We start from the raw sequence: 25,368 nt of genomic DNA on the forward strand, positions 1-25,368 counted from the left end.
GCCTCGTCACGCGGCGTGCTTGCGGCGCACGGCGGTCTTCTTCGCCGTGTGCGTGCCGGTCGCACCGTGCTTCGCGGCCGCGCGCTTCGCCGCTGCATTCGCCGGCGTCTTCGTCGTGCCTTTCGCGGACGTTTTCGCCGCCGGCTTGCGCCGCGCGCCCGTCGATGGCGACGGCGAAGGCGCACGGTCTTCCTCGTCGTCGTCCGCGCGCGCGGCACGCGCACCACCGCCGCCCTTCAGGCTGCGCTTGAGCAGCTCGGTGAGATCGACCACGTTGGTCGCCGTGCGCGCCGTCTGCGCGGGGCGATCCTCGATTTCCTCGATGCGGCCCGCGCGCACCTTGCGCTCGACCAGCTCGAGGATGTCGTCGCGGAACGTGTCGTGATACTCGTCGGGCGTCCAGGAGCCCGACATGTCGTCGATCAGTTTCTTCGCCATCGCGAGTTCGCGCGCACTGACGCCCGCGCGCTTCGCGTCGTCGGCCGGCACCGACAGTTCGTCGAGCGGCCGCAGTTCCTCCTGCCAGCGCAGCGTATCGAGCGCAAGCAGCGGCCCGACCGGAATCAGCGCGCCGAGATGCTGGCGGTCGCGCATCACGACGTGCGCGATGCCGATCTTGCCGCTGTCCTTCAGCGCGTCGCGCAGCAGCGCATAGACCTTCTCGCCCTTGCGGTCGGGCACGAGGTAGTACGGCGTGTCGAGATAGAGGAACGACACGGCGTCCGCGTCCACGAACGTGACGATGTCGACGGTCTGCGTCGACTCGGGGTTCGCCGCGCGGATCTCGTCGTCGGTCAGCACGACATAGCGCTCCTTCTCGTACTCGTAGCCGCGCACGATGTCCTCGCGCGTGACTTCCTTGCCGGTGCGCTTGTTGACCTGCCGATAGCCGACCGGGTCCATCGAGCGCTTGTCGAGCAGCCGGAACGACGGCTTCACGGTGCGCGTGGCCGGGAACAGCTGCACGGGCACGTGAACGAGCCCGAAGCTGATCGCGCCTTTCCAGATCATGCGTGTCATCGATGTCCTCCTTGCGGCGTCCGTCGCCGCGCGCAGCCGTCAGGGCTTTCGGGAACGGCTGCGCCGCACGATGCTGACGTGGCCGTTGCGCTCCAGGATCGCCGCGTCGACGTCCGACAGGTCGTCCGCGCCGAGCGCCTGACGCACGCTCTCATGGACGTCCGTCGGCGTGATCAGCGCCGCGCGCATCTGCGCGTCGTCGAAGCGGCCGTTGCGATACACCTCGCGTTCCGCGCCGACCAGCAGCCGCTCGAGCCGGCGCGAGCGCAAGCAGGCCAGGCCGATCACGCGATGCAGCAGCGCGATCGCGAGCGACGCGGCCACCGTCGCGACGAACGGCGACGCACCGACCACCGCGCGGCTCAGGATCGCACCGAGCAGGATGCCGACCACGTAGTCGAACGGCGAACGCTGGCCGAACGCGCGCCGCCCGGCGATGCGGATCAGCACCAGCGCGATCGCGAACACGACGATCGAGCGCAGCACCATCTGCCCAGGGCCGAGCATCCGGCCCTGCCCGAACAGCGCGACGACGACGTCCATGATCGCGTGGCGCTAGGCCGGCAACTCGGCGGCCTGCTGCTCGCGTGCCCAGACGCGATGGCGGCCGAGGTGGTCGGACAGGTCGTTCAGGACTGCGTCGAGATCGACGGCCTGCCCGATGCACACGCCTTCGGCCGGGTCCGGCAGGTGGGCGGCGCTCAGCAATTGCCGCCCCGACCCGACGGCCGCGATCGGCTTCAGGTGCTTGAACGCCTCGCGCACGAAATGCCGCGCGTCGGCGCTGTGCGCGAGGTCGCGGCCGTCGCCATCGCCGCCGCACACGAACACCGCGTCGAACATCACCGACGGCATGCCGGCCAGCGTCGCTTGCGGCACGATGCTGCCGATCGGCGCCAGCGTCGGCGCGACGATCGTCGGCACCGCGTGCGCGGCCAGCAGCGCATCGCGCACCTGCTGGACGAGCGCCTCGCTCGTGCCGCCGGTCGCGATCAGCGCGATCTTGCGCGACCGGATGCCGGGCTTCGCGCGGCCGATCAGGCTCAGCGCGGGCGAACGCTGCGCAACTGCCGGCGTCGCGCCCCCGTGCGGCGCGGGCAGCCCGAGCCGTTCGGCCACCTGCGCGGCCAGCCCCGCGTCGAAGCGGGCGATGATGTCGTTGACCACCCGCTCGCGAATGTGCGGCTGCGTCACCTTGCCGAGCTCGAAGCAGTACGCGTCGCGGATATGCCGCTGCTCGATCTCGGACATGCTCTGGTAGAACAGCGCGGGCTGCGAGAAATGATCGGCGAACGTCTCGCTGCGCACGCGCACCTTGTCGCCTTCGAGCGGCTCGTGCACGGTCTCGAAGCCGCCGCCGGCCGGCGCGGGCGGCGTCTCGCGCGGCCAGCCGCCGCTCGTCGAATTCGGTTCGTACGACGCCTGCCCGACGTTGATCGTCTGCCGGTGCATCGCATCGCGCTGGTTGTTCGCGAACGGGCACACCGGCCGGTTGATCGGGATCTCGTGGAAGTTCGGGCCGCCGAGCCGGCTCAATTGCGTATCGGTGTACGAGAACAGGCGCCCCTGCAGCAGCGGATCGTTCGTGAAGTCGATGCCCGGCACCACGTGCCCCGGATGAAACGCGACCTGCTCGGTTTCCGCGAAGAAGTTGTCGGGATTGCGGTTCAGCGTCATCCGGCCGATCGGCCGCACCGGCACGAGTTCTTCCGGCACCAGCTTGGTCGGGTCGAGCAGGTCGAAGTCGAACTTGTCGGCATCGGCCGGATCGATCATCTGCACGCCGAGTTCGAACTCCGGATAGTCGCCGCGCTCGATCGCCATCCACAGGTCGCGCCGGTTGAAGTCCGGGTCATGGCCGGCAATCCGCTGCGCCTCGTCCCACAGCAGCGAATACGCGCCGCTCACGGGCCGCCAGTGGAACTTCACGAAACGCTCGGCGCCGGCCGCGTTCACGAAGCGGAACGTGTGCACGCCGAAGCCGTCCATCGCGCGGAAGCTCGCGGGCAGCGCGCGGTCGGACATCAGCCACAGCACCGTGTGGGTGGTCTCCGGCACCAGCGACACGAAATCCCAGAACGTGTCGTGCGCGGACGCGCCGGTCGGCATCTCGTTCGGCGCCTCGGGCTTCACCGCATGCACGAAATCGGGAAACTTGATCGCATCCTGGATGAAGAACACCGGCATGTTGTTGCCGACGAGGTCGTAGTTGCCCTCTTCGGTATAGAACTTCACCGCGAAGCCCCGCACGTCGCGCACTGTGTCGGCCGAGCCGCGCGGCCCCTGGACCGTCGAGAAACGCACGTACACCGGCGTTTCGGCGGCCGGGTCCTGCAGGAACGCGGCCTTCGTGTAGTCGGCCATCGGCTCGTACACGCGGAACACGCCGTGCGCGGCCGAGCCGCGCGCGTGCACCACGCGCTCCGGAATGCGCTCGTGATCGAAATGCGTGATCTTCTCGCGCATGATGAAGTCTTCGAGCAGCGACGGGCCGCGCGGGCCGCCGCGCAACGTGTTCTGGTTGTCGGCGATCCGCACGCCCTGGTTGGTGCGCAGCGCCTCGTGGTCGGGCCGCGAACGGTGCTCGTCGAGCTGGCGCGATTTCGCGCTGTCCTGCTGCTGGGCGGGCGGCGTCTTGCCGGATGAGGGGGAATGGGTCATCGATCGGGTCCTCGTGGCGTTCGGAAGGGTATCCGCCGCGCGCGCGCCGCATGGCTGCGGCGCGCACGGGCGGACGGCAGGAAAACCGGCGCGGCCGGGCGCGACCGCCCCGCCGGCCGGCGGTGGCTTCATTCAGGGTGCGCGCAACGCCGCGTCGAGTTCGGCGCGCGTCACGTCGAGCGCGACGTTGCATTCGATCGCCGCGTCCTCGACGCGCGGCTGGCGCGCGTCCACCGCGCGCCGCGCGCGGTCGCCCAGATGGGTGCGCACGCGCAGCCGTTCGGCCGCGTCGAGCGACGCATAGCGGGTGATCACGTCCGGATCGAACCGCAGGTCGACCGCGCACCGCCAGTCGCGTGCGCTTGCGTCGGCCGGCACACGCACCCACGACACCTGGATCGTCAGCCGCCCGGACGCATCGTCCGCGTGCACGACGACGGTCGATGCCGACGGGAAACCGTTCGCGAGCGCATGCTCGAGTTCCGCGATGCGCTGCGACCGGTCGGGCGTGACGCTCATCGTCGGACAACGCCCAGCAGCAGCGTGACCAGGAAGATCACCACGAAGATGTAGAACAGGATCTTGGCGATCTCCGCCGCGCCGGCTGCGATGCCGCCGAAGCCGAACACGGCCGCGATGATCGCGATGATGAAGAAGATGATGGCGTATCGAAGCATGGAACCCTCCTGGATGACAGCGGTCGCCGGTACGTATCGGCGTCGATCAGGCGTCGTGCTTGTGTTTCGGTTTGCCGTGAGCCGGCGTGGAAGCCATTTTCTCGAGCTCTTTTTCGCTCATCGATTTGGCCATCGACTTCGAAGGCGGTTTGAGATCCTTCATCTTCGTCTCGCCGCGCTTGGCCGACAGGGCGGCCCCGGCGGCGCGTTGCTGGGCCTGCGATTTGGCTGGCATGGTCGTGCTCCTCTCGTGGGTGCGCGCATCGCGGCAAGCGGTGGCGCGCACGCGGTTGAACGTGGTCGAGTGCGGTCGAATCGCCCGGCCGTCACGCCGCGTCGCGGCACGGCGGGCCGGCTCGCGAAATCGTCATCGTCCGGCGATCCTTCGCCACGGTGCCACGCGCAAGAACGATGCCTCGGCCGCGTGGCCCCGGCGAAGCCCGCCTCGAAAGCCGCCCGATGAGTCGATTCACGGTTGACCGTCTGCATGCCTCATGCATTGAGCGTGCCAGCTCGTCGAAGCGCGTCCGTGGCGGGTTCGCGCTGCGTGTCGCCGCGAGCGGGAGCGGATTATTTACAAGCCGACGGCAAGTTTTGGACACACATTCCGTAAGCCGTGAAGCATGCCGGATCGTCAACCGTCATCGCTTGGCGTCGATGCGATCGACGGCCGAACGGTCGAGAAAGGCGGTCGTCAGTGCCGGCAGGTGGCGCAGCAGCCACGCGGCCAGGCTGCGCTCCTGTTGCAGGATCCGTTCGCAGCATGCGTGGATCTCCGCTTCGCCGGCCGCCTGCGCGGCCGCGGCCAGCGCCGTATACGCGGCGATCTCGACGTGCGCGAACGCGTACCCGGCCAGCGCGCCCTTCACCACTTCATCGACGGCCAGCATGCCGCTCGCGATCCGGCCATACGCAGCAACGCGCGCGGCCAGATCCTTGATCGCGGACGGCGTCGTGCCGAGCCGCACCAGGCAGGCTTCGACGAGCGCCTGCTGGCCGATCGTGTCGTCGAGATGCTGGCGCAAGCGATCCTGCAGTTGCGGATAGTGATCGAGCCGTTTCAGTTGCGCGGCGAGCAGCATCTCCGCCTGCCGCTCCATCGCATACGCATCGCGCAGCCAGTCTTCCAGGTGTTCGCGCGGATTCGCCATCGGTTTCCTCCGGCCGCATCGGGGGGCGGCATGCCGTGCGCCGCATTGGACGGCGCGCTGCACGGCGCACGCGATCCCGCGCGCATGCCGTGGGCGAGGTACGGACGCCGGGTCAGTACTGCATCAGCGGCGGCGTGCCCGGCAGCGGCCGGTCGCCCTGCGCACCGTTCGCGCCGGTCGAGGGCCCGTCGGCCGCTTCGCCGCCGGCCGCGCCCTGCGGCATCAGGGTGCCCGGCGCCGGGCGCGTGTCGCCACGTGTATTCGCGTCGGGCATCGTCGTGGTCGACTGTGCGCCACGGCTGTCGGGTGGCGTCCCGCGGGCGCCGTAGGGGCCGTTCGCCGGTTGCGTGCATGCGCCCAGCGCGCACGCGGCGGCGCACGCAAGGATGCCCATGCGTATCGTCTTCCGGATCGGGTTCATCGCAATCCTCCCTGTGACCGGCATCTCATAGCCGGTTGAAATGGAAATCGCCGGCGTACGCGGTCGGGGCGCGACGCGCCATCATCGCGTCGAATTCGACCGCCACGCGCGTGAGCGCGCGGCGCTGCGAGTCGATGCCGGCGTGCTCGAGCGCGGCGAACGCGTCGGCGTCGAACGCCACGGTCAGCGACGCCGGATGACCGTCGACGCGAAAGCCGATATGCAGCGCGCCGAGCGGCTTTTCCTCGATATGGAACGGCATCGCGCGCGCCTCGAAATGGCGGCCGAGCGTTTCGGCGATGTCGCGCAGCACGCCGGGTTTCACGCGGATGCTCATGGCGATGCCTCGGTGCGCGTTCGCGATACCACGCCCATCGGGGGCGTATGCTCCGGCGGCTCGCGCTCGGGCGGGGCATGCCCCGGCGGGTCGCCCTCGGGTTGCCGGTACGGCTCGGGCAGGTCGGGGGGCACGTCGTCGGGATCGGGCGGTTCCGGATCCGGCCCGATGCCGGGTAGCGGCGGTTCGGGCCGCTGCAGCCACTGCGCTGGGTCAGGTGTCATCGGCACTCCCTCCTTGCGGGGTCGGCGGGTCGACAGCGGGCGCGACCTTCGCCTGCCCAGGGTGCGCAAGCCGCATGCCGTCGTTCTCGCCATCCGCGTGTCCGCCGCGACGCGCACGCGGGTGCCGCGAACGGCCTGCCGTGCCTTCGCTACACCGTCCGCTGCAAATCTTGCAACGGCGCGGCTACGCGTCGAAAGCGGCCATCACGAGCCACAGCTCGCGGCCGTCATCGCGCACCTGCGCGGCGAGCGCATACGCGTCGGACGGCTCGCACGCACGCTGCAGCGCGAACCGCGCGGGCTCGGTCGAGCCGAACGTCTCGCCGCCGAGCGGCCTCACGTCTGCCTTGCCTTCGAACATCCGGCGCTCGGGCCGGTAGATCAGCGGTTCATGCTTCCATTCGTTGAAATGGCTCTTCAACGAATCGAATCCGCCGCCGCATATGTTGACCTCGTAGCGCACGCCCGGTCGTCGTTTCGGAATCGTCATCGTGCCTCCCGCTCGATGTAGATGTAGACACGGCCGGCACCGGTTGCGCCATCCGCCTGCGTCATCAACATCGTCATCGCCCTCGCGGCAAGTCGCGTGCCGCGTGCGTTCGGTGCATATCGGCGTATCTCGGCGCAGACCGGGCATGGCCGTTGCGGATGGGACACGCCATCGGCATCGACACGGAGGCTTGCGATGAAGGATTCGACCCGGACCGGCCACGACGCGCCGGCACACGAACGGCAACCTGATCCGTCGCCGCCGCTCAAGCACCACGACCGCGCGCGCACGCGCCATTCGGAACGCCATATCGACAAGCAGCTCGAGGACACGTTTCCGGCGAGCGACCCGCCCGCGACCGGCGGCGTCACGCGCATCGAGCCGGACACGCCGCCCGGCACGCACGACGAGGGGCCGTGGCAGGACAAGCGCGAACGCGGCGACGCGTGAGCGCGCACGGCACGTGGCTTGCTGATTTTGTGCGGCCCATTTCGATCCATTGCACTACCGCATTCGTGAGGAGAATTTCATGCATCGCGTCAACGAAATCATGTCGCAGGACGTCGTGCACATCGCACCGACCGACTCGATCCGTCATGCCGCGCAACTGATGGAGCGCTACGACATCGGCGCGCTGCCCGTGTGCGACAACAACCGGCTGATCGGGATGGTGACGGACCGGGATCTCGCGGTGCGCGCGATTTCGGCCGGCAAGCCGCCGGAGACGCGCATCCACGAAGTCGCATCGGGCCCGATCGAATGGTGTTTCGACGACGATTCGCTGGACGAGATCCAGCACTACATGGCGGACGCGCAACTGCGCCGCCTGCCGGTCGTCGATCACGACAAGCGGCTGGTCGGCATGCTGTCGCTCGCGGACATCGCGACGCGCATGGCCGGCCCCGAGCGGGACGATCTCGCGAACACGCTCGAAGGCGTGTCGCAACCGAAGCAGACGTGACGGAGCGACCCTCGCCCCGTCCCGACCCACCCGCGCGACCCGCAGGGCCCGCCCCGGGCACCGTCGCGCCCCATGCAGCCTGGAGGAAACCATGCAGACTTCCGATCAAGGTCAAACCCGCATCATCGGCAAGGGTGCCGCGACGGCGGCCGGCCCTGGCCCCGACGTGATGGCGGCCGATACGCTGGAAGGCGACAAGGTCTATACGACCGACGGCGACGATGTCGGCAAGATCAAGGACATCATGCTCGACGTGCGCTCCGGCCGCGTCGCCTACGCGGTACTGTCGAGCGGCGGCATCCTCGGCATCGGCGACAAGCTGCACGCGATCCCGTGGAGCGCGCTCACGCTCGACACCGAGCGCAAATGCTTCCTGCTGTCGGTGTCGTCCGAGCGGATCCGCAACGCGCCGGGGTTCGACAAGGACCACTGGCCGGCGATGGCCGATCCGCAATGGGCGACACCGCTGCACGAGTTCTACGGCAGCACGCCGTACTGGAGCGCCGGCGACGAACTCGGGCTGACCGACCCGACCGAGGAACTGAACGATCCGCGCTCACGCGACCGTCTCTGATCGCGCCATCGCGCTGCGCCGGTTCACCGGCGCAGCCGCTTCGAACGCCCCGCCCGCGCGGGGCGTTTTTCTTGCCGGCCGTCGCGGGGGCGGCCCGGACGCGACTGGCGACAGGCGCTACGCGCGATGCCGCAGCGCGTCGATCACGACGGTAAACGCGCGCGACGCCGGGCGGCGGCTCGGATAGTACGCGTGGTAGCCGGGAAAGACCGGGCACCAGTCCGGCATCACGATCCGCAGGCGGCCGTCGCGGACATGCTCGAGCACGATGTCCTCGGTGACGAACGCGATGCCGAAGCCGTCGAGCGCCGCCTGCACCATGTGCGGCTGCGTGTTGCAGGTGATCCGGCCGTTCACGCGCGCCAGCACGTCGTTCCTGCCCTTCTTCAGCTCCCACGCATAGATGCCCTTCGCGGTGGCGAGCCGCAACGTGACGCAATCGTGATCGAGCAGGTCCTGCGGCTTCTTCGGCGGCTTGCGGCCGTCGAGATAGGCCGGCGACGCGACCATCGCCATCCGGACGTCCGGGCTGATCCGCACGGCGATCATGTCCTTCGCCACCTGGTCGCCGTAGCGCACGCCGATGTCGTAGCGCTCCTCGACGATGTTCGACAGCCCGTAATCGACCGACAGCTCGATGCGGATATCGGGGTAGTCGGGGAGGACCTGCCTGAGTTTCGGCCAGATGATCGTATCGATCGGATGCTCGGTGGCGGTAATGCGCACCACGCCGGCCGGCTTGTCCCGGAAATCCGACAGCGCGGCCAGTTGCGCGGTAATCTCGTCGATGCGCGGGGCCACCGCCTGGAACAGCGCCTCACCCGCGTCGGTCGTCGACACGCTGCGCGTCGTGCGCGTGAGCAGCCGCACGCCGACCCGCGCCTCGAGATCGCGAATGGTATGGCTCAGCGCCGACTGCGACACGCCGAGCCGCGTGGCCGCACGCGTGAAGCTGCGCTCGCGGGCCACCGCGAGAAACACGAGCAGGTCGTTCAGATTTTCGCGCGCCATGTCGAAACGCTCCGGTCGGGACGGACGCTCATCGTAGCACCGCCGGCGGCGATTCATCAGTTTGGCTCATGAGTCCAAGCGCGCCGCGCTACTTAATCGATCCGCGACGAATCACTAGACTGCGAAGCCATCGACCCGATGCGTCGCGGCAGCGCCCGGACGCTCGGACTACCCGCATTCCGGAGCCCAACCTCATGCCTACCCGCTTTCTCACCGCCGTCGCCGCCATCGCCATGCTGGTCGCGTCCGGCTCGCCGTTCGCGCAATCCGCACCGGGCCTGACGCGCGAGCAGGTCCGCCAGGACCTGCAGCGCTACGAGGCCGCCGGCTTCAATCCGGCGCGCATGAACCCGCGCAGCTGGGTCGACGACGCCCAGGCCGCCGCGGCCCGGGTGCAGGCCGGGCGCGCCGACGACGCGCGCACGCAACTCGCCGTGCACGGCGCCACGACGCGTTGCGACTGAATGCGCGACCCACTCCTTTCTCCGATCCGGTTCCCGACATGCCATCCGTCTCGACCCCCGATCGCGGCACGGCACCTGACGGTGCGGCCGCATGGGGCGCCGTCCTCGCGATGTCGCTCGGCGCGTTCGCGCTGGTCGCCTCCGAGTTCATGCCGGTCAGCCTGCTCACGCCGATCGCAGGCGACCTGCACGTCAGCGAAGGCCAGGCCGGCCAGGCCATCTCCGTATCGGGCGCGTTCGCGCTGGTCACGAGCCTGTTCATCGCCTCGCTCGCCGGCCGGCGCGATCGCAAGCCGCTGCTGCTGGTGCTGACCCTGCTGACGATCGTGTCCGGCACGCTTGTCGCCTTCGCGCCGAACTACGCGGCGTTCATCGCCGGCCGCGCACTGATCGGCGTGGCGATCGGCGGCTTCTGGTCGATGTCGGCCGCCACCGCGATGCGCCTCGTGCCGGCGCCGCACGTGCCGCGCGCGCTGGCGATCGTGAATGGCGGCAACGCGCTGGCGACCGTCGTCGCGGCCCCGCTCGGCAGCTTTCTGGGCGGAATCGTCGGGTGGCGCTGGGCGTTCTTCTGCGTCGTGCCGGTCGCCGCGATCGCATTCGGCTGGAAGCTCGTCAGCCTGCCGTCGATGCAGTCCGCGCCGCGCCGCGCGTCGGCCAACGCGCTCAGGCTGCTGGCCCGGCCGCCGGTCGCGCTCGGCATGGCGGCGGTGAGCGTGTTCTTCATGGGCCAGTTCACGCTGTTCACCTACCTGCGTCCGTTCCTCGAAACCGTCACGCACGCGGGCACCGTCACGCTGTCGCTGCTCCTGCTCGTGATCGGCGTCGCGGGTTTCGCGGGCACGTTCCTGATCGGCGGCGTGCTGGAACGCGGGCTCTACCGGACCCTCGTGGCCACGCCGGCACTGATGGCCGCGATTGCGGCGGCGCTGATGGTGTTCGGCGGCTCCACGGCGGCCACCGCCTGCCTGCTCGGCGCCTGGGGGCTGCTCGGCACCGCGGCGCCGGTCGGCTGGTGGACGTGGCTCGCCCGGACGCTGCCGCACGATGCGGAAGCCGGCGGCGGGCTGATGGTCGCGGTCGTGCAACTCGCGATCGGGCTCGGCGCGACGATCGGCGGCATGCTGTTCGACCTGCACGGCTACCGCGCGACCTTCGCGATGAGCGCGGCGCTGCTCGCGCTCGCCGGCGGGCTGGCCGCCGTCGCGGGCCGGTCGGCCCGACATGCCGCCACGCGCACCGGCGGTTGATGCCTGCGCCGCGACGCCCCGGCGGCTTTTTTACAAGCACCGTGTAACCGCCCCGTCCGGCGTCGCGCGGCCGCTCGCCGCGTCCAGATAGCCCAGTAGCCGGTGCGGCGTCAGCGGCTTCGCGCAGTGCGCGTCGAACCCGGCTTGCTTCGCCGCCTCGCAATCGCGTCGCGACGCTAACCCGCTGCACGCGACGAGCAGCATGTCGCCGGTGTGCGGATCACCGCGCAGCCGCGCCGCCAGCTGCAGCCCGTCGAGGCCCGGCATCGCGATATCGAGCACGACCGCGAACGGCTGCCAGTCGCGCGCGATCGCGCAGACGGCGAACGGATCGACGGCAACGCGGCATTCGAAGCCGCGCGCCTCGAGCAGCAGGCGCAGCGCATCGGCGGCGTCGCGATAGTCGTCGACGATCAGCACGCGACGCGGGCGCCGCGGCACGCTGTCGGGGGCGCGCCACAGCAGCACGTCGTCCGCGGCCGGATCGTCGCCGGGATCGGGAAGCATCGCGTTTCTCCTGTCGTTGACACCGCCTCCACGCAAACCCCGCGCCCGTCCCGGCCGATGCGGAACGGCGGTTGCTGTACAGGTCGAATCGTCGTACCGGAGCCCTTCATGCGCGTCACGCTGCGCTTTCGTTTCTGTCCCGCCCCACCGGCGTGGGCGACCTGTCGCGCCCCGGGCCGCACGGGCGTCGTCACATGACGCGCCATCCGCCGCCCGCCGCCGACGACGCACCGACGACACTCGGCGCATGCCGCCGCTGCGCGTTGTGGGAGCATGCGACCCAGCCGGTGCCCGGGGCCGGCCCCGTCGACGCGACGATCATGCTGGTCGGCGAGCAGCCGGGCGACCAGGAGGACCGCCAGGGATTGCCGTTCGTCGGCGCGGCCGGGCGCATGCTGGACCGCGCACTCGATGAAGCCGGGATCGAGCGCGCGCACTGCTACCTGACGAACGCGGTCAAGCACTTCAAATGGGAGCCGCGCGGCAAGCGCCGGCTGCATAAAACGCCCGCGCAACGCGAGGTGGCCGCGTGCCGCTACTGGCTCGAACGCGAGCTCGACGCGGTACGGCCGCGCGTCGTCGTCGCGCTCGGCGGCACCGCGTTGCGCGCGCTGCTGCAAGACAACGATGCGACGCTGGAGGCCGCGCGCGCGCCGATTCGCACGGCGCAAGGCCTGCTTGTCGTCGCGACCTATCACCCGTCGTACGTGCTGCGCACGCGCGGCGCCGATTCGCGCGAGCATGCGTACCGGAGGCTCGTCGACGCGTTGCGCACCGCATCGCGCCTGGCCGGCGCACCCGACCGCGACGGCGACCTCGATCGCGACAGCCGGCCCGGCGCACGCGGAGGCACCCGATGAGCGCACCCGGCGACGACGCGCAGCCGGCCGCGGGCGTCGCGCGGCGCACTCCGACACCGTGGTACCGGCGGCTCGGCCCCGGCCTGCTCGCGGGGGCGTCCGATGCCGATCCGAGCAACATCGCCGTCTACGCGCAGGCCGGCAGCCAGTTCCGCTTCAACATGCTGTGGATCATCGTCGTCACGCTGCCGATGATGGTGGCCGTGCAGCTCGCGTCAGCGTTCATCGGGCGCCGCAACCGCGCGGGCCTCGTCGCGGGCATTCGCGAGCACTACTCCGACCGGCTCGCCAAGGCGCTGATCGTGATGGTCGCGATCGTCAACGTCGTCAACGTCGGCGCCGATCTCGCGGCGATGGGAGACGCGACCGCGCTCGTGATCGGCGGTCACAGCTACTGGTATGCCCCGGTCTACGGGGTCGCCTCGCTCGCGCTGCAGGTCATGCTGTCGTACGAACGCTATGCGCGCTGGCTGAAATGGATGACGCTCGGGCTGATCGCCTACGTGCTCGAACTCGGCTTCGTGCAGATCGACTGGCACGCCGTACTGCACGCGATCGTGCTGCCCCGGATCGAATTCACGCATGCGTATGCCACCACGACGGTGGCCGTGCTCGGCACGACGCTGAGCCCGTACCTGTTCGTGTGGCAGGCCGCGCTCGAAGTCGAGGAAACGGCATCCACGGAGCGCGACACGCGCAGCGAGACCGAGCGGCGCGTCACGTTCGACACGTGGTTCGGCATGGTCGTCACGAACGCGGTGTCGTTCTGCATCATGGTGATCGGCGCCGCCGTGTTCTTCGAGCACGGCCGGCACGACATCGGCAGCACCGCGCAAGCCGCCGAAGCGCTGCGGCCGATCGCCGGCGAAGCCGCGTTTCTCGTGTTCGCGTTCGGCATCGTCGGCTGCGGGCTGCTCGCGATTCCCGCGTTCGCGGGCAGTGCCGCGTACGGCTGCGCGGAAGCGTGGCAGTTCCGCGAAGGGCTGAATGAGCCGGTGCGGCGTGCCCCCACGTTCTATGCGGTGCTGGCCCTGTGCGTGTTCGTCGGCATCGCGATGTGCGTGAGTCCGATCGACCCGATCAAGGCGCTGTACTGGAGCGCGGTGCTCAACGGCGTCGCGGCGGTACCGATGCTCGTGATGGTGATGCTGCTGTCGCAGCGGCGTGAGGCGGCCGGGCAACCCGGCAGCGGCATCGTGTCGAAAACCTTTGGCTGGCTCGCCGTCGTGCTGATGGCGGCGTCGGTCGTGACGATGGTCGTCGACCTGCTGACCTGAACCGCGCATCGACCGTTCATGGCGCACGCCACTTTCGTCGCGCCGGGCCGGGCTGACTGCCTCCCGCCAAGCCCGGCCCGCCGCACTTACATCATCTTGCCGCGCGACTTTTCGGCGCGCGCCGCGTCCGCCGCCGATTCGACCTTCTTCACTTCTTCCGGCGGCGGCAGCACCGCCTTGAAGCCCATCGACTGGATCCACATCTCGCGCGCCCAGCCCCGCGTGTGATACAGGTGATGATCCTCGTCGGCCTCGACCTCGTCGTGCGCGTCCTTCAGCGTCTTCGCGGCATCGCCCGACAGCTGGTCGGCCGCATAGCCGATCAGCTCCCAGTTCAGGTGATCCTTGGTCTCCGCGAGCACCACGCACTCGGCCGCGACGACCTGCGCGACCGCCGGGTCGGCCTGCTTCCGCGCCTGCTCGATCGTATGCACGAGCGCCTTGCCGATGGCCGCCACCGCGCTGCGGCCGGGCGTCTGCGCGTCGGGATCCATGCCGAGCGTGTCGAACACCTTGCGCAGCACCTCCTGGTGATGCAGCGTCTCGCGGTGGTACTTCTCCCATTCCTTGTGCAGATCCTCGTCGGTCGCGCATTGCAGCGCGGCTTCGTAGATCTTCGCGCCGCCAAGCTCGGTTTCGTATGCCTGGCAGAGCAATTCGCGGATGCCTTCATGCTTCGGTTGCCGATGGGCCATGACTGACTCTCCAAAAAGACGGGCCGCACCCGCGGCCCGGGGTTGAACGGGCGCGCGTTACTGCGCGCCCACCTTGCGTTCGAGCGCCTGCGCCATGCTCAGGTGATGCCGCAGCGTCGGCAGCGTGGTGCTCGCGAACTCGCGCAATTGCGGATCCCGCCCGTTTCGCGCTTCGCCTTCGAATAGCGCGACGGCCTTGCGGTGCGCCTCCGGGCCGACCGCCGCGACGTACGCTGTGTCGAAGTCGCGACCGTGCTTGCCGCGCAGCGCCTCGACGTCGGGGTCCTGGATCTGCTCGACCTGCGGCTTCATGCCCTGGCGCGCGGCAATCTCGTTCAGGCGCGCATTCGCCTTGCCGTGATCGGCCACCATGCGCTGCGCGAACGCGCGCACGTCCGGCGACTGCGCCTGCCGCAGCGCGAGCTGGCTCGCCTGCACCTCGGCCTTGCCGGCGATGGCCGCCTTGTCGACGAATTCCGCGTCGCCGCCTTGCGGCGCTTTCGCGATCATCGCGTCGCCCGCGCCCGACGACGGGTTGATCACGCCGCCCGGCACGTGCGAATTCGATGCGGGCGGCTCGCTCGGCATCTGCGCGCGGGCGGGCCCGCCAGCGGCGAGCAGGGCCGCGGCGAACGCCGCGATCGTCCAGTGGGGTCGTTTCATGGGCTTCCTCCTTGCATTTGGCGAGAGACGGCGGTCAGCCGCCGACGATCGAGCCGCCGTTCGGGTGCAGCGTCTGCCCGGTCATGTAGCTCGCGCCTTCCGACGCGAGCAGCACGTAGCAGCCGATCAGTTCGTCCGGCTGCCCCGGCCGCTTGAGCGGCACGTTCGCGCCGAACTTCGCGACCTGCTCGGCCGTGAACGTCGATGGAATCAGCGGCGTCCAGATCGGCCCGGGCGCGACCGCGTTGACGCGGATGTCGCGTTCGGCCAGCTCCGCCGACAGCGACCGCGTGAACGCGACGATCGCGCCCTTGGTCGCCGAGTAGTCGGGCAGCGTCGGATTGCCGTGATACGCGGTCACCGACGCGGTGTTGACGATGCGTCCGCCGTGCTTCATGTGCGGCAGCGCGGCCTGCGTGCAGAAGAACATGCCGTACACGTTCGTGCGGAACGTGCGTTCGAGCTGTTCCTCGGTCACGTCCTCGATGCCCGGGCGCGGATGCTGTTCGCCCGCGTTGTTCACGAGCACGTCGAGCCGCCCGAGCCGCTCGACCGTGCGCGCCACTGCATCGTGCGCCTGCCGTCGGTCGCCGACGTCGCACATGATCGCCTCGCAACGCCGCCCGGCCTGCTCGATCAACTGCTTCGTCTGCGCGGCGTCGTCGGACTCCTTCAGGTAGACGATCGCGACGTCGGCCCCTTCCTTCGCGAAGCCGATTGCAACCGCGCGGCCGATCCCGCTGTCGCCGCCCGTCACGAGCGCGACCTTGCCGGCGAGCTTGCCGCTGCCGACGTAGTCGGCCGCCGAGTCGCGCGGCTGCGGATGCATGTCGCGCTCGGTGCCCGGCTGGTGGTCCTGCTTCTGAGGCGGCGGAGTCTGTGCGGTAGTCATGGGTGCGTTCCTCCCTGAACGGTGTCGTCAAATGCTCGCAAGCGGCGTGCCGCACCGGGCAACGCCATCGTTGCGCGCGCAACGCTACAAACGGGCGTCAAAAATTCAGCGTGGATGGTCGCTCGATGCAGGCTCGCCGGGCCGGCGTACGGGATCGAAGTCGCGCCATTCGCCGTCCTGCCAGTCGCCCTCGACACGCTCGATCGACGACGCCCCGGTCGCGCGCAACACGTCTTCCGCGGTATTGGCGGTGTCCGGCGCCACGCGCACCGCGAGGATCACGCCCGATTCGCTCCGCGCGAGCGTGCCCTTGCCCTCGGCCTGCTCGCCGCGCATGCGGCCCAGCGCGCCGCCGAAGGCGCCGAGATACGCGCCGGCCAGCGCGGCGGCGGCCGGAACGAACCAGTAGCGCACGCCGATCGCATAGACGAGGAGCCCCACGACGATGCCGATCAGCACCCCGCGGATCGCGCCGATCATCGCGCCGCGCCCGCCCGGCTTCGCCGCCGTATCGGCATAGACGTCGCCGCCGATCGGAAAGCGCGCATGCTGTCCGTCCGGATTCAGGAAGAAGATCGATACGTCGTCCGAACCGAACGCGCGCCCGTAAAGGTGACGTGCCCCACCTTCCGCTTCGTCGAACGTCGTGAAGCGGCCTGCGACGATCATCGCCATGGTCGTGCTCCTCGTGACGGGGGGGGCGCCGCGTGCCACCGCACGCGACGCGACGGGGCGGCGCTCACATCAACCGCCCGAGTTCCTTCGACACCGACGCCGGCGTGCCGTATTCGCGATCGGGAATGCGGCGGAGCATGTCGATCACGCCGGGATCCGCATGCGAGCGTTCCGCGCACTCGACGACCGCCGCCTTGCTGGCCGGATAGTCCATGCCCTTCAACGCCTTCTGCACGTCGATCGGGCTCGGCGCCTTGCCGTGGCCGCCCTGATGGCCGCCCTTGTCATGGTCCTGCTGCACGCGCTCGCCTTCGTGCGCGCGCGAGTGGCTGTATTCGTGGCCCGTATGGTGTCGGGATGTCATGGAAATCTCCTTGGGGATGAACGAAATCACGTCGACGCGCGGCGCGCACGCGCCAGCGCGGCGACCACCAGCGCCGCCGCACCGAGGGCGACCGCCCCCGCCACCTTCGGCCGCTGAACCACCGTGTTGTAGGCGCACCCGCGCAGCACGGGCCCGTCCATGCCTTCGCGCTCGTGCAGCGCATGGCGCGGCTCGTACAGCGCGTTGTCGTCGCGCGGGCGGGCGGGGCGATCCGTGCGCTGGCTGCGCCAGAACAGCCGGGTCGCGATGCGATCGAACAGGTGCGGCGCGTGATACGCGCTCGCCGACGTGAACTTCGCCGCGCCGCCCACGAACAGCGTGCGGCGCGGATGCGCGGCCGCGAACAGGATCGCGTCGGCCACCAGTTCCGGGTCGTAGATCGGCGGCGGCAGCTTCGCCTCGACGTTCATGTAGTTTTTCGCGTGCATCACGAACATCGTGTCGATCGCGGCCGGCTTGATCAACGTCACGGACACCGGCAGGTGGTCACCCTCCATCTCGAGCCGCAGCGAATCGGTAAAGCCCTTCACCGCATGCTTGGACGCCGCATACGCGCTCTGCAACGGCACTGGCGCGTCGGACGCCTCGCTGCCCATGTTGATGATCGCGCCGCCGTGAAAGTCGTCCTTGCGCCGGAAGTGGTCGGCCGCCACGAGCGAGCCGTGCACGACGCCCCAGTAGTTGGTGTCGAACAGCTTGCGCTGGTCGTCGAGCGGCACCGCGGAAGCCGGGCCGAAGATCGATACGCCGGCGTTGTTGATCCACGTGTCGAAACCGCCGTAGGTCTCCACCGCCTTGGCGGCCGCGCGCTGCAGATCCTCGAGATTGCCCACGTCGCCCGCGACCGCCACCGCGAGATCGCCATGCTGGCGAAGCTCCTCGCACAACGTATTGAGCGCGGCTTCGTTCCGCGCGAACAGCACCAGCTTCGCGCCGCGGCGCGCGGCCTTGCGCGCGGTGACGAGACCGATGCCGCTCGTCGCGCCGGTGATCACGATCGTCTGCTCGCCGACCGGTTTGAGCATGCAGTTCATGGCTGGACTCCTTGTGCGGCGCGGCCGCGGTCACTTGGCCCGGATCGTCAACTGATCGCGCACGTCCTGCACGCCGTCGACCTGTTTCACGACGCTGACGGCCTGCGTGCGCTGCGCCTCCTCGGGCACGCTGCCGGTGAGCGTCACGATGCCGCGCCGCGTCTTCACGTGGATGTCGCCGGACGACAGGCCGTTCGTCCCGACCAGCTCGGCCTTCGCCTTGGTCGTGATCGTGGCATCGCGAATTTTGGTGCCGGTCGTCGTATGCGACGACGACGCCGTTGACGTTGACGTGGACGCGGCACTGTCGTCGCCGGCGGCGAACGCATTCGGCGCGATCACCGCGCACGTCGTGGTGGCGGCGATCGCGATCGCCATGCCGGCGCGCATCGCGTTGCGACGACGGATCCTCAAGGAACGGACTTGCAGCGGGAATGCCTTCATCGTGACCTCCTTTCGTCGAGCCGGGATAGCCGGCGGGTGAGCGGGACAGCGCAAGTCGCGTGCCTCGGTGCCGGCGCGGTGCCGGTGCGCCGCCGCCGCGGGTTCGCCCGATCAGACGCCCTTTCATCCAACCCGTTGTAATTTTTTCGGTATTCCGACGGGGGGCTTCGCGGGCAATGCACCGGGTACGCTGCTTGCCGAACCACCGGCAACGGCGGCCCATCCACGCGGCCCCGATACCGGGAGCAACACCATGCAAAGAATCGCGTTGATCAGTGAGCACGCATCGCCGCTGGGGGTGATCGGCGGCGTCGATGCCGGCGGGCAGAACATCTACGTCGCGAACGTCGCGAAGCAACTGGCCGAGCGCGGCCTCGACGTCGACGTCTATACGCGCTGCGACAATCCGCACCTGCCGGAAGTCGTGCCGATCGGCACGCACATGCGCGTGATCCACGTACCGGCCGGGCCACCGACCGACGTACCCAAGGAGCGGCTGCTGCCGTACATGGTCGCGTTCGCGGACGGCATGGTCGCGCGCATGCGGCGCGAGCCCGACCCGGTCGACGTGATGCACGCGAACTTCTTCATGTCGGGCGACGCGGCATTGCGCGTGAAGCGGCAGCTCGGCATCCCGCTCGTCACGACCTTCCATGCACTCGGCCGCGTGCGCCGGCTGCATCAGGGCGACGCCGACGGTTTCCCCGATGCGCGCTTCGCGATCGAGGACACGCTCGCGCGCCGTTCGGACCGCGTGATCGCCGAATGCCCGCAGGATGCGCTCGACCTGACGACGCACTATCGCGCCGACGCCGCGCGCATCGAGATCGTGCCGTGCGGCTTCGACGTGCGGGAACTCAGGCCGACGCCGCGCATCGATGCGCGCGCGCAGCTCGGCTGGCCGCAGGATGCCTTCGTCGTGCTGCAGCTCGGCCGCCTCGTGCCGCGCAAAGGCATCGACACGGTGATCGACGCGCTGGCCCGCATGCCGCGCGACCCGCGCCGGCCGACCCACCTTTATATCGTCGGCGGCAGCCAGGCCACACCCGACCCGGCCCGCGACCCGGAACTCGCCCGCCTCGCGGGCCTCGCGCACGACCTGGGGATCGCCAATCGCGTGACCTTCGTCGGCCGGCGCGACCGCGACACGCTGCACCTGTACTACAGCGCGGCCGACGTGTTCGTCACGACCCCGTGGTACGAGCCGTTCGGCATCACGCCGGTCGAGGCCATGGCCTGCGCGACGCCGGTGATCGGCAGCCACGTCGGCGGCATCCGCACGACGGTGGAAGACGGCAAGACCGGCTATCTCGTGCCGCCGCGCGATCCCGCCGCGCTGGCCGCGCGCCTCGTCGAGCTGCGCGCGCAACCCGAGCTGTGCGCGGCGCTGGGACGCGCCGGCTACCTGCGCGCGCACCGGTTCTATACCTGGCAAGGCGTGGCCGACCGGCTGGTCGACATCTATCGCGACGTCGCGCGGCCGCGCAGCGCCGGCGCGTCGGCCGGCACCGGTCGCCGCACGCCCGTGTCGATCACATCGGGCGCGCTCGCCCATCGCAAGGAGAACGCATGATGAAGGGCCATGATCGCAAACGCGTGCTCGTCGCCGGCGGCGCCGGCTTCCTCGGCTCGCACCTGTGCGAACGCCTCGTGACGGACGGCCACGACGTGCTGTGCGTCGACAATTTCTACACGGGCGCGAAGGACAACATCGCGCATCTGCTCGACGCGCCGACCTTCGAACTGATGCGGCACGACGTGACGTTTCCGCTCTATGTCGAGGTCGACGAGATCTACAACCTCGCGTGCCCCGCGTCGCCCGTCCACTACCAGCGCGACCCCGTCCAGACGACCAAGACGAGCGTGCATGGCGCGATCAACCTGCTCGGTCTCGCGAAGCGCGTGAAGGCGCGCATCCTGCAGGCGTCCACGAGCGAGGTGTACGGCGACCCCGACGTCCACCCGCAGCACGAGCACTATTGCGGCCGCGTGAACCCGGTCGGCCTGCGCGCCTGCTACGACGAAGGCAAGCGCTGCGCGGAAACGCTGTTCATGGACTACCACCGCCAGTACGGCGTCGACGTGCGGATCGCGCGCATCTTCAACACGTACGGCCCGCGCATGCATCCGGCCGACGGCCGCGTCGTGTCGAACTTCATCACGCAGGCGCTCGCCGACGCGCCGCTGACCGTCTATGGCGACGGCAGGCAGACGCGCTCGTTCTGTTACGTGGACGACATGGTCGACGCGCTGATCCGGCTGATGAATGAGCCGGGCGACGCGAGCGAACCGGTCAATCTCGGCAGCGACGCCGAAATCGCGATGCTCGACATCGCGCGCGAAGTCGTGCGGATCGTCGGCGCGACGGTCGCGATCGAGTTCCGGCCGCTGCCGTCCGACGATCCGCGCCAGCGGCGGCCGAACCTCGAAGCCGCGCAGCGGCGCCTCGACTGGCGCGCGACCACGCCGCTCGCCACCGGGCTCGCGCGTACCGTCCGGTACTTCATTCATCGGCAGGCCGCGCTTCACCAACCGGGCGATCTCGTGCGCAGCACGCAGATCGCGTCGCACCTGCTCGCGCAGGCCGATATGCCGCGCCGCCCGGCACCGGCGCAGTGACGATGCCGGCGCATCCGGCGCGCGCCGTCCGTCAGTCGTCGCGCTTCGTCACGAGCATGATCTTGTGCGCCAGTTCGCGCACGTCGACCGGCTTGCACAGATAGCCGTCGAAGCCGGCCTCGAGGGCTCGGCGCTCATCCGCCGGGCCCGCGTGCGCGGTGACGGCAAGCACGCGCAAGTTCCGCGTGTCGCCGTTGCCGTCGCCGTCGCCATTGCCCGCACCGCGCCGAAGCGCGTCGAGCAGCCAGAAGCCGTCTCCGTCCGGCATCGCGAGATCGGACAGCACGACGGTGGGCTGCAGCCCGGCGGCCATCGCGAGCGCTTCGCGGCCCGACGACGCGACCGTGACGGCCGCGCCGAACGTCGTCAGCGCGGCCGTCAGGCTCGCGCGCGTCGTCGCGTCGTCGTCGACGATCAGGATCCGCTGCGTGGCGAGCCCGAGCGGCGCCTGACGGTCGCCCGCCTGCGCGAGCCCCCACGCCATCGCGCCGGCCGGCTGCCAGCCGGCCGGCAGCGTCACCGTGAACGTCGAGCCGAGATCGCGGCCCGCGCTTTCGGCCGTCACGGTGCCGCCGTGCAGCTCCGCGATATGCCGCACGATCGACAGCCCCAGGCCGAGCCCGCGCCGCGACGACGCCGGCGAATCGTCCGCGCGACGGAACATGTCGAAGACGTACGGCACGAACTCGGGCGCGACCCCCTGCCCCGTATCGGCGACGGTCAACACCGCGTGCGTGCCGTTGCGCGCCAGCCCGACATGCACGCTGCCGCCGCCCGGCGTGAACTTGAGCGCGTTCGACACGAGGTTCGATAGCATCTGCCGCAACCGTTCGGCGTCGCCGGACACGATGAACGTGCTGGACCCGCAAGCGAATTCGAGCATGACGCCGGCCGACGACGCGGCTGTCTGGAACGTGCCGACCGAGTCGGAGAACAGCCGCGCGAGGTCGACCGGCGCCGCGTCGAGCCGCAGCTTGCCGGTTGCGAGCGACGACGCATCGAGAATGTCGCCGACCATCCGCGTGAGCGAGCGCGCGCTGCGGTCGATCGCATCGATCGCCTGACGCTGCAGCGCGTGGTCGACCGAATTGCGCAGTACCTCGACCCAACCGTAGATCACGTTCAGCGGCGTGCGCAGTTCGTGCGACACCGTGGCCAGCAGTTCGTCCTTCAACCGGTTCGACGTATCGGCCTGGTCGCGCGCATCGCGCGCCCCCTGCAGCGACCGCTGCGCGCGCAGGTCATGGCGGCGCCGCGCACCGGTCTCGTGCAGCGTCAGTGACAGCGCAATGGTCGCGACCGCGTCGCCGCGCAACCGGCGCGCCGACACGGTCGCACGAAACCGCCGGCCGTCGCGCCGGACACACAGCAGTTCGACGGGCCCGACCGCGTCGCTCAGGTCGTCGAACGATTCGGCGAGCGGGCTGCGCCGCAGCCAGCGCATCGCCACCAGGGTATCGAGCAAACGGCCGCGTGCGTCGTCTTCGTCGTAGCCGAAAATCCGCTGCGCGGCCGGGTTCCAGCTGACGATGCGGCCCTCGCCGTCGACGCCGACGATCGCGTCGGGCGATGCGTCGACGACCGCTTGCTGAAGACGCGACGCGTCGACCCGCGCGCGGTCCGCGCTGGCGTCGCGCACGATCATCACCGCGCCGTCGATGTTGCCGTGCGCGTCACCGAGCGGCGACGCGACCTCGACGACCGGTACCGGATCGCCGCCCTCCGTCGCCTGCAGCCAGTGCCGGTCGGAGGTCGCATGGGCGCCGCCGAGCGCGCGTTCGAGCGGGGTCGTCGGCACGCGGCGGCCCGCGTGGTCGACGATCCGCAGCACGTCGCGCGCGGGCCGCCCCGTCGCGTCTTCCGGCCGGCAGCCGACGAGCGCGGCCGCGGCCGCGTTGAGGTAGGTGAGCCGCCCGTTCGCATCGGCCGCGATCACACCGTGCGGCAGCGCCTGCAACACGGCTTCGAGCCGCTGCCGCGCGGCCGCCTCGCGCCGGCGCGCACGATCGTTCGTGAGCCGCGTCTGGCGCAGCATCGCCGCGAGCGCGCACACCAGCACGCCGACCATCATGAACGTGCCGAGCTGGACGAGCCGAGCGGGCAACGGCTGCGTATAGGCCGCGGGATCCGAGAGGAACAACGTCCACACGAGTATGCCGCTGGCCACGGTCGACACGACACCGAACAGGAACGACGTCGCCCATGCCGCGGCCGCGAGCAGCGGGTAATACAGCACGAACGGCAGGTTCACGCCGCCGAAACGGATCGCGAGCGCCTGCAGCACGGTCGCGATCGCGACCAGCATCGCTGCCATCACGTAATTGCCGGCGCGCGGATGGGTCATTTCAATCATCGGACGCATTCCTGTCGCGCGCATCCGGGCGCCCTCGGGGCCACGACGGCCGGGCACGATGCCTGCTCGCCCGGCTGGCCATCCACCAGGGAGATCATCTCGTGACGCCTGCCCCGACACGCTGGCTCGTCGTCTCGCCGCATCTGGACGACGCCGTCTTCAGTTGCGGGCGCCTGCTTGCGGCAGCGCCCGGTTCGATCGTCGTCACCGTGTTCGCCGGGATTCCGCCGCGCGATGCGCTGGCGCCGCCGTGGGATCGCCGCGCAGGTTTCCAGCGCGCCGGCGAAGCCGTGCGCGCGCGCCGCGACGAAGACCGGCGCGCGCTCGCCCGGCTCGACGCGCGGCCGGTCTGGCTCGACTTTCTCGACGATCAATACGGCACGCCCGCCGCATCGGCCGCGATTGCCGCGCGCGTGGCACAGGAGATCGACGCCCACGCCGGGTTCGGTGTCCTCGCGCCGGCCGGCCTGTTCCACCGCGATCATCTGCACGTGCAGCAAGCCGCGTTGTCGCTGCTGGAGCGCGCACGCGCGTCGCCCGACGCGGCGCGCACGTGGCGCTTCTACGAGGACGTCCCGTACCGCCGGATCGCGGGGCTGATGGCCCGGCGCGTGAGCGGCTGGCGCGAGCGCGGCTGGATCGCCCATCCGGCCGGCGCCCCGGCCTGCGACCGCGCGGAAGCCATCGCCGCGAAAGCCGACGCGGTCGCCGCGTATGCTAGCCAGATTGCGTTGTTCGATCCTCATATGCGCGCCGATCTCAAGGAACCCGAAACGTACTGGCGGCTCGAATGCGACGTCACGTTCGCGTAACCCCCGCGCGCCACGTTGCGCCGCCGCCTGAACCGCGCGTGACCGCCATCGTGCTGACGTTCAGACGACCGGCCGGACTTGCGCACACGCTGGCCCGGCTCTCGTCGCTGCCCGACCGGCCCGTCATCGTCGTCGTCGACAATGCCGCGCAAGCCGACACCGCCGCGCTGATCCGCCACCGCTTTCCGCACGTCGTACTCGTGCAGGCGCCCGTCAATCTCGGCGCGGCCGGCCGCAATCTCGGCGTGGCCGTCGCCCGCACGCGCCACGTCGCGTTCTGCGACGACGACACATGGTGGGCGCCCGGTTCGATGGAGCAAGCGGCGGACCTGCTCGACGCGTATCCGCACGTCGCGGCGGTCACCGCACGCGTGCTCGTCGGCGCTAACCAGCGCGAAGACCCGACCTGCCGCCTGATGGCCGACAGCCCGCTCGACGCGCCCGTCACGCTGCCCGGCCGCCCGATCCTCGGCTTGCTGGCCGGCGCGACGGCGTTCCGGCGCGACGCGTTCATGCAGGCAGGCGGTTACCATCCGCGCTACTTTCTCGGCGGCGAGGAAGCGCTGCTCGCGCTCGACCTGTATCGCGCCGGCGGATGGCTCGTCTATGCGCCGCGCCTCACGGTTCACCATGACCCGTCGCCGCAGCGCGACGCGCGCACGCGCGCACGCGTGACCACCCGCAACGCGGTATGGACCGCCTGGCTCAGGTGGCCGGCCCCGGCCGCGCTGCGGCAGACCGTGCGGCTGCTGCCGCGCCTGTGGCGCGAGCGCATGCTCGCGCGCACGTTCGCGGGCCTGGCGTGGATCCTGCGTGAGCGCCGGACGATCCCGCCGCACGTGGAACGCATGCGCCGCCAGCTCGAGCGCGATACGCGTCCGGATGCGTGCGACGGAGCATGAACGCGGCGG

At 70.1% G+C, this 25,368-nt stretch carries 32 protein-coding genes; 11 read left to right on the forward strand and 21 right to left on the reverse strand.

Annotation, left to right across the window (positions count from 1 at the left end):
- Positions 1-6: 6 nt before the first annotated feature.
- The 11 genes from LGM89_RS23995 to LGM89_RS24045 form a co-directional block, all read right to left on the reverse strand.
- Positions 7-1,020, reverse strand: a complete 1,014-nt coding sequence (locus LGM89_RS23995) for a Ku protein (RefSeq protein WP_226274102.1) — start codon at positions 1,018-1,020, stop codon at positions 7-9.
- 39 nt (positions 1,021-1,059) lie between these two features.
- On the reverse strand, positions 1,060-1,563 hold the full coding sequence (locus tag LGM89_RS24000; protein WP_089443856.1) for a DUF421 domain-containing protein: 504 nt from the start codon (positions 1,561-1,563) through the stop codon (positions 1,060-1,062).
- Positions 1,564-1,575: 12 nt separating this feature from the next.
- Entirely contained in the window at positions 1,576-3,681 is a 2,106-nt protein-coding gene (gene katE / locus LGM89_RS24005) for a catalase HPII (RefSeq protein WP_226274103.1), read from the reverse strand.
- 132 nt (positions 3,682-3,813) lie between these two features.
- A complete protein-coding gene (locus tag LGM89_RS24010; protein ID WP_226274104.1) occupies positions 3,814-4,200 on the reverse strand; it encodes a DUF3022 domain-containing protein in 387 nt (128 codons plus the stop codon).
- The gene (locus tag LGM89_RS24015) at positions 4,197-4,358 is read right to left on the reverse strand and encodes a DUF1328 family protein (RefSeq protein ID WP_006767422.1); all 162 of its coding nucleotides are present in this window, start codon (positions 4,356-4,358) and stop codon (positions 4,197-4,199) included. The genes LGM89_RS24010 and LGM89_RS24015 overlap by 4 nt, the downstream gene beginning before the upstream one ends.
- Positions 4,359-4,404: 46 nt before the next feature.
- Complete coding sequence (locus tag LGM89_RS24020; RefSeq protein ID WP_039371381.1) at positions 4,405-4,593, reverse strand: DUF3008 family protein; 189 nt, start codon at positions 4,591-4,593, stop codon at positions 4,405-4,407.
- Positions 4,594-4,999: 406 nt separating this feature from the next.
- On the reverse strand, positions 5,000-5,509 hold the full coding sequence (locus LGM89_RS24025; protein ID WP_226274105.1) for a DUF892 family protein: 510 nt from the start codon (positions 5,507-5,509) through the stop codon (positions 5,000-5,002).
- 112 nt (positions 5,510-5,621) lie between these two features.
- On the reverse strand, positions 5,622-5,930 hold the full coding sequence (locus LGM89_RS24030) for a hypothetical protein (RefSeq protein WP_089498326.1): 309 nt from the start codon (positions 5,928-5,930) through the stop codon (positions 5,622-5,624).
- A gap of 25 nt (positions 5,931-5,955) precedes the next feature.
- Entirely contained in the window at positions 5,956-6,267 is a 312-nt protein-coding gene (locus LGM89_RS24035) for a hypothetical protein (protein WP_226274106.1), read from the reverse strand.
- Positions 6,264-6,491 (reverse strand): hypothetical protein, encoded by a 228-nt coding sequence (locus LGM89_RS24040; protein ID WP_089498324.1) that lies wholly within the window; start codon positions 6,489-6,491, stop codon positions 6,264-6,266. Before LGM89_RS24040 ends, LGM89_RS24035 begins: the two co-directional genes overlap by 4 nt.
- 184 nt (positions 6,492-6,675) lie before the next feature.
- Positions 6,676-6,981, reverse strand: a complete 306-nt coding sequence (locus tag LGM89_RS24045; protein WP_226274107.1) for a hypothetical protein — start codon at positions 6,979-6,981, stop codon at positions 6,676-6,678.
- Between the two features lie 195 nt (positions 6,982-7,176).
- On the opposite strand from LGM89_RS24045, the gene LGM89_RS24050 reads away from it, so the two are divergent.
- From LGM89_RS24050 to LGM89_RS24060, 3 genes are all read left to right on the forward strand, one after another.
- Positions 7,177-7,431 carry a hypothetical protein gene (locus LGM89_RS24050; RefSeq protein WP_089498322.1) on the forward strand — a complete coding sequence of 85 codons (255 nt, stop codon included), beginning with the start codon at positions 7,177-7,179 and terminating at the stop codon, positions 7,429-7,431.
- Positions 7,432-7,510: 79 nt separating this feature from the next.
- Complete coding sequence (locus LGM89_RS24055) at positions 7,511-7,942, forward strand: CBS domain-containing protein (protein ID WP_089459853.1); 432 nt, start codon at positions 7,511-7,513, stop codon at positions 7,940-7,942.
- Between the two features lie 91 nt (positions 7,943-8,033).
- The gene (locus LGM89_RS24060; protein ID WP_089429293.1) at positions 8,034-8,516 is read left to right on the forward strand and encodes a PRC-barrel domain-containing protein; all 483 of its coding nucleotides are present in this window, start codon (positions 8,034-8,036) and stop codon (positions 8,514-8,516) included.
- A 117-nt stretch (positions 8,517-8,633) separates the two neighbouring features.
- Here LGM89_RS24060 and LGM89_RS24065 read toward each other — a convergent pair whose 3' ends face one another.
- Positions 8,634-9,527, reverse strand: coding sequence for a LysR family transcriptional regulator (locus LGM89_RS24065; RefSeq protein WP_089498321.1), 894 nt, complete (start codon positions 9,525-9,527; stop codon positions 8,634-8,636).
- Positions 9,528-9,721: 194 nt separating this feature from the next.
- On the opposite strand from LGM89_RS24065, the gene LGM89_RS24070 reads away from it, so the two are divergent.
- Both LGM89_RS24070 and LGM89_RS24075 read left to right on the forward strand, forming a co-directional pair.
- Complete coding sequence (locus LGM89_RS24070) at positions 9,722-9,991, forward strand: DUF4148 domain-containing protein (protein WP_226274109.1); 270 nt, start codon at positions 9,722-9,724, stop codon at positions 9,989-9,991.
- A gap of 38 nt (positions 9,992-10,029) precedes the next feature.
- On the forward strand, positions 10,030-11,241 hold the full coding sequence (locus tag LGM89_RS24075) for an MFS transporter (RefSeq protein ID WP_089498319.1): 1,212 nt from the start codon (positions 10,030-10,032) through the stop codon (positions 11,239-11,241).
- 30 nt (positions 11,242-11,271) lie between these two features.
- On the opposite strand, the gene LGM89_RS24080 is transcribed toward LGM89_RS24075, so the two are convergent.
- The gene (locus tag LGM89_RS24080) at positions 11,272-11,748 is read right to left on the reverse strand and encodes a response regulator (protein WP_089498318.1); all 477 of its coding nucleotides are present in this window, start codon (positions 11,746-11,748) and stop codon (positions 11,272-11,274) included.
- Between the two features lie 194 nt (positions 11,749-11,942).
- Here LGM89_RS24080 and LGM89_RS24085 point away from each other — a divergent pair, with 194 nt between their 5' ends.
- Positions 11,943-12,608: a UdgX family uracil-DNA binding protein gene (locus LGM89_RS24085; RefSeq protein WP_226274111.1), complete on the forward strand. Its 666-nt coding sequence runs from the start codon at positions 11,943-11,945 to the stop codon at positions 12,606-12,608.
- Positions 12,605-13,885, forward strand: coding sequence for an NRAMP family divalent metal transporter (locus LGM89_RS24090; protein ID WP_226274112.1), 1,281 nt, complete (start codon positions 12,605-12,607; stop codon positions 13,883-13,885). The genes LGM89_RS24085 and LGM89_RS24090 overlap by 4 nt, the downstream gene beginning before the upstream one ends.
- 86 nt (positions 13,886-13,971) lie before the next feature.
- Here LGM89_RS24090 and LGM89_RS24095 read toward each other — a convergent pair whose 3' ends face one another.
- The 7 genes from LGM89_RS24095 to LGM89_RS24125 all read right to left on the reverse strand — a co-directional run bounded on the left by LGM89_RS24095 (position 13,972) and on the right by LGM89_RS24125 (position 18,673).
- Positions 13,972-14,580 (reverse strand): DUF892 family protein, encoded by a 609-nt coding sequence (locus tag LGM89_RS24095; RefSeq protein WP_089459846.1) that lies wholly within the window; start codon positions 14,578-14,580, stop codon positions 13,972-13,974.
- Positions 14,581-14,637: 57 nt separating this feature from the next.
- On the reverse strand, positions 14,638-15,243 hold the full coding sequence (locus LGM89_RS24100) for a DUF4142 domain-containing protein (RefSeq protein WP_226274114.1): 606 nt from the start codon (positions 15,241-15,243) through the stop codon (positions 14,638-14,640).
- 34 nt (positions 15,244-15,277) lie between these two features.
- On the reverse strand, positions 15,278-16,135 hold the full coding sequence (locus LGM89_RS24105; RefSeq protein ID WP_089459844.1) for an SDR family oxidoreductase: 858 nt from the start codon (positions 16,133-16,135) through the stop codon (positions 15,278-15,280).
- Positions 16,136-16,240: 105 nt separating this feature from the next.
- Entirely contained in the window at positions 16,241-16,810 is a 570-nt protein-coding gene (locus LGM89_RS24110) for a hypothetical protein (RefSeq protein WP_226274115.1), read from the reverse strand.
- Between the two features lie 64 nt (positions 16,811-16,874).
- The gene (locus LGM89_RS24115) at positions 16,875-17,174 is read right to left on the reverse strand and encodes a DUF2795 domain-containing protein (RefSeq protein WP_226274116.1); all 300 of its coding nucleotides are present in this window, start codon (positions 17,172-17,174) and stop codon (positions 16,875-16,877) included.
- 26 nt (positions 17,175-17,200) lie between these two features.
- Complete coding sequence (locus tag LGM89_RS24120; RefSeq protein WP_226274117.1) at positions 17,201-18,229, reverse strand: SDR family oxidoreductase; 1,029 nt, start codon at positions 18,227-18,229, stop codon at positions 17,201-17,203.
- A 30-nt stretch (positions 18,230-18,259) separates the two neighbouring features.
- Complete coding sequence (locus LGM89_RS24125; RefSeq protein ID WP_226274118.1) at positions 18,260-18,673, reverse strand: BON domain-containing protein; 414 nt, start codon at positions 18,671-18,673, stop codon at positions 18,260-18,262.
- A gap of 253 nt (positions 18,674-18,926) precedes the next feature.
- Here LGM89_RS24125 and LGM89_RS24130 point away from each other — a divergent pair, with 253 nt between their 5' ends.
- On the forward strand, positions 18,927-20,246 hold the full coding sequence (locus LGM89_RS24130) for a glycosyltransferase family 4 protein (protein WP_226274119.1): 1,320 nt from the start codon (positions 18,927-18,929) through the stop codon (positions 20,244-20,246).
- Positions 20,246-21,292, forward strand: a complete 1,047-nt coding sequence (locus tag LGM89_RS24135) for a UDP-glucuronic acid decarboxylase family protein (protein ID WP_226274198.1) — start codon at positions 20,246-20,248, stop codon at positions 21,290-21,292. The genes LGM89_RS24130 and LGM89_RS24135 overlap by 1 nt, the downstream gene beginning before the upstream one ends.
- Positions 21,293-21,323: 31 nt before the next feature.
- On the opposite strand, the gene LGM89_RS24140 is transcribed toward LGM89_RS24135, so the two are convergent.
- The gene (locus LGM89_RS24140) at positions 21,324-23,654 is read right to left on the reverse strand and encodes an ATP-binding protein (protein ID WP_413227476.1); all 2,331 of its coding nucleotides are present in this window, start codon (positions 23,652-23,654) and stop codon (positions 21,324-21,326) included.
- Between the two features lie 92 nt (positions 23,655-23,746).
- Between LGM89_RS24140 and LGM89_RS24145 the strand changes: the two genes are divergently transcribed.
- Entirely contained in the window at positions 23,747-24,457 is a 711-nt protein-coding gene (locus LGM89_RS24145) for a PIG-L family deacetylase (protein ID WP_226274122.1), read from the forward strand.
- The gene (locus LGM89_RS24150) at positions 24,436-25,359 is read left to right on the forward strand and encodes a glycosyltransferase family 2 protein (protein WP_226274124.1); all 924 of its coding nucleotides are present in this window, start codon (positions 24,436-24,438) and stop codon (positions 25,357-25,359) included. Before LGM89_RS24145 ends, LGM89_RS24150 begins: the two co-directional genes overlap by 22 nt.
- Positions 25,360-25,368: the final 9 nt, after the last annotated feature.

Origin of the sequence: Burkholderia sp. AU31624 (genome assembly GCF_020420065.1) — a bacterium.
Classification (GTDB): Bacteria; Pseudomonadota; Gammaproteobacteria; order Burkholderiales; family Burkholderiaceae; genus Burkholderia.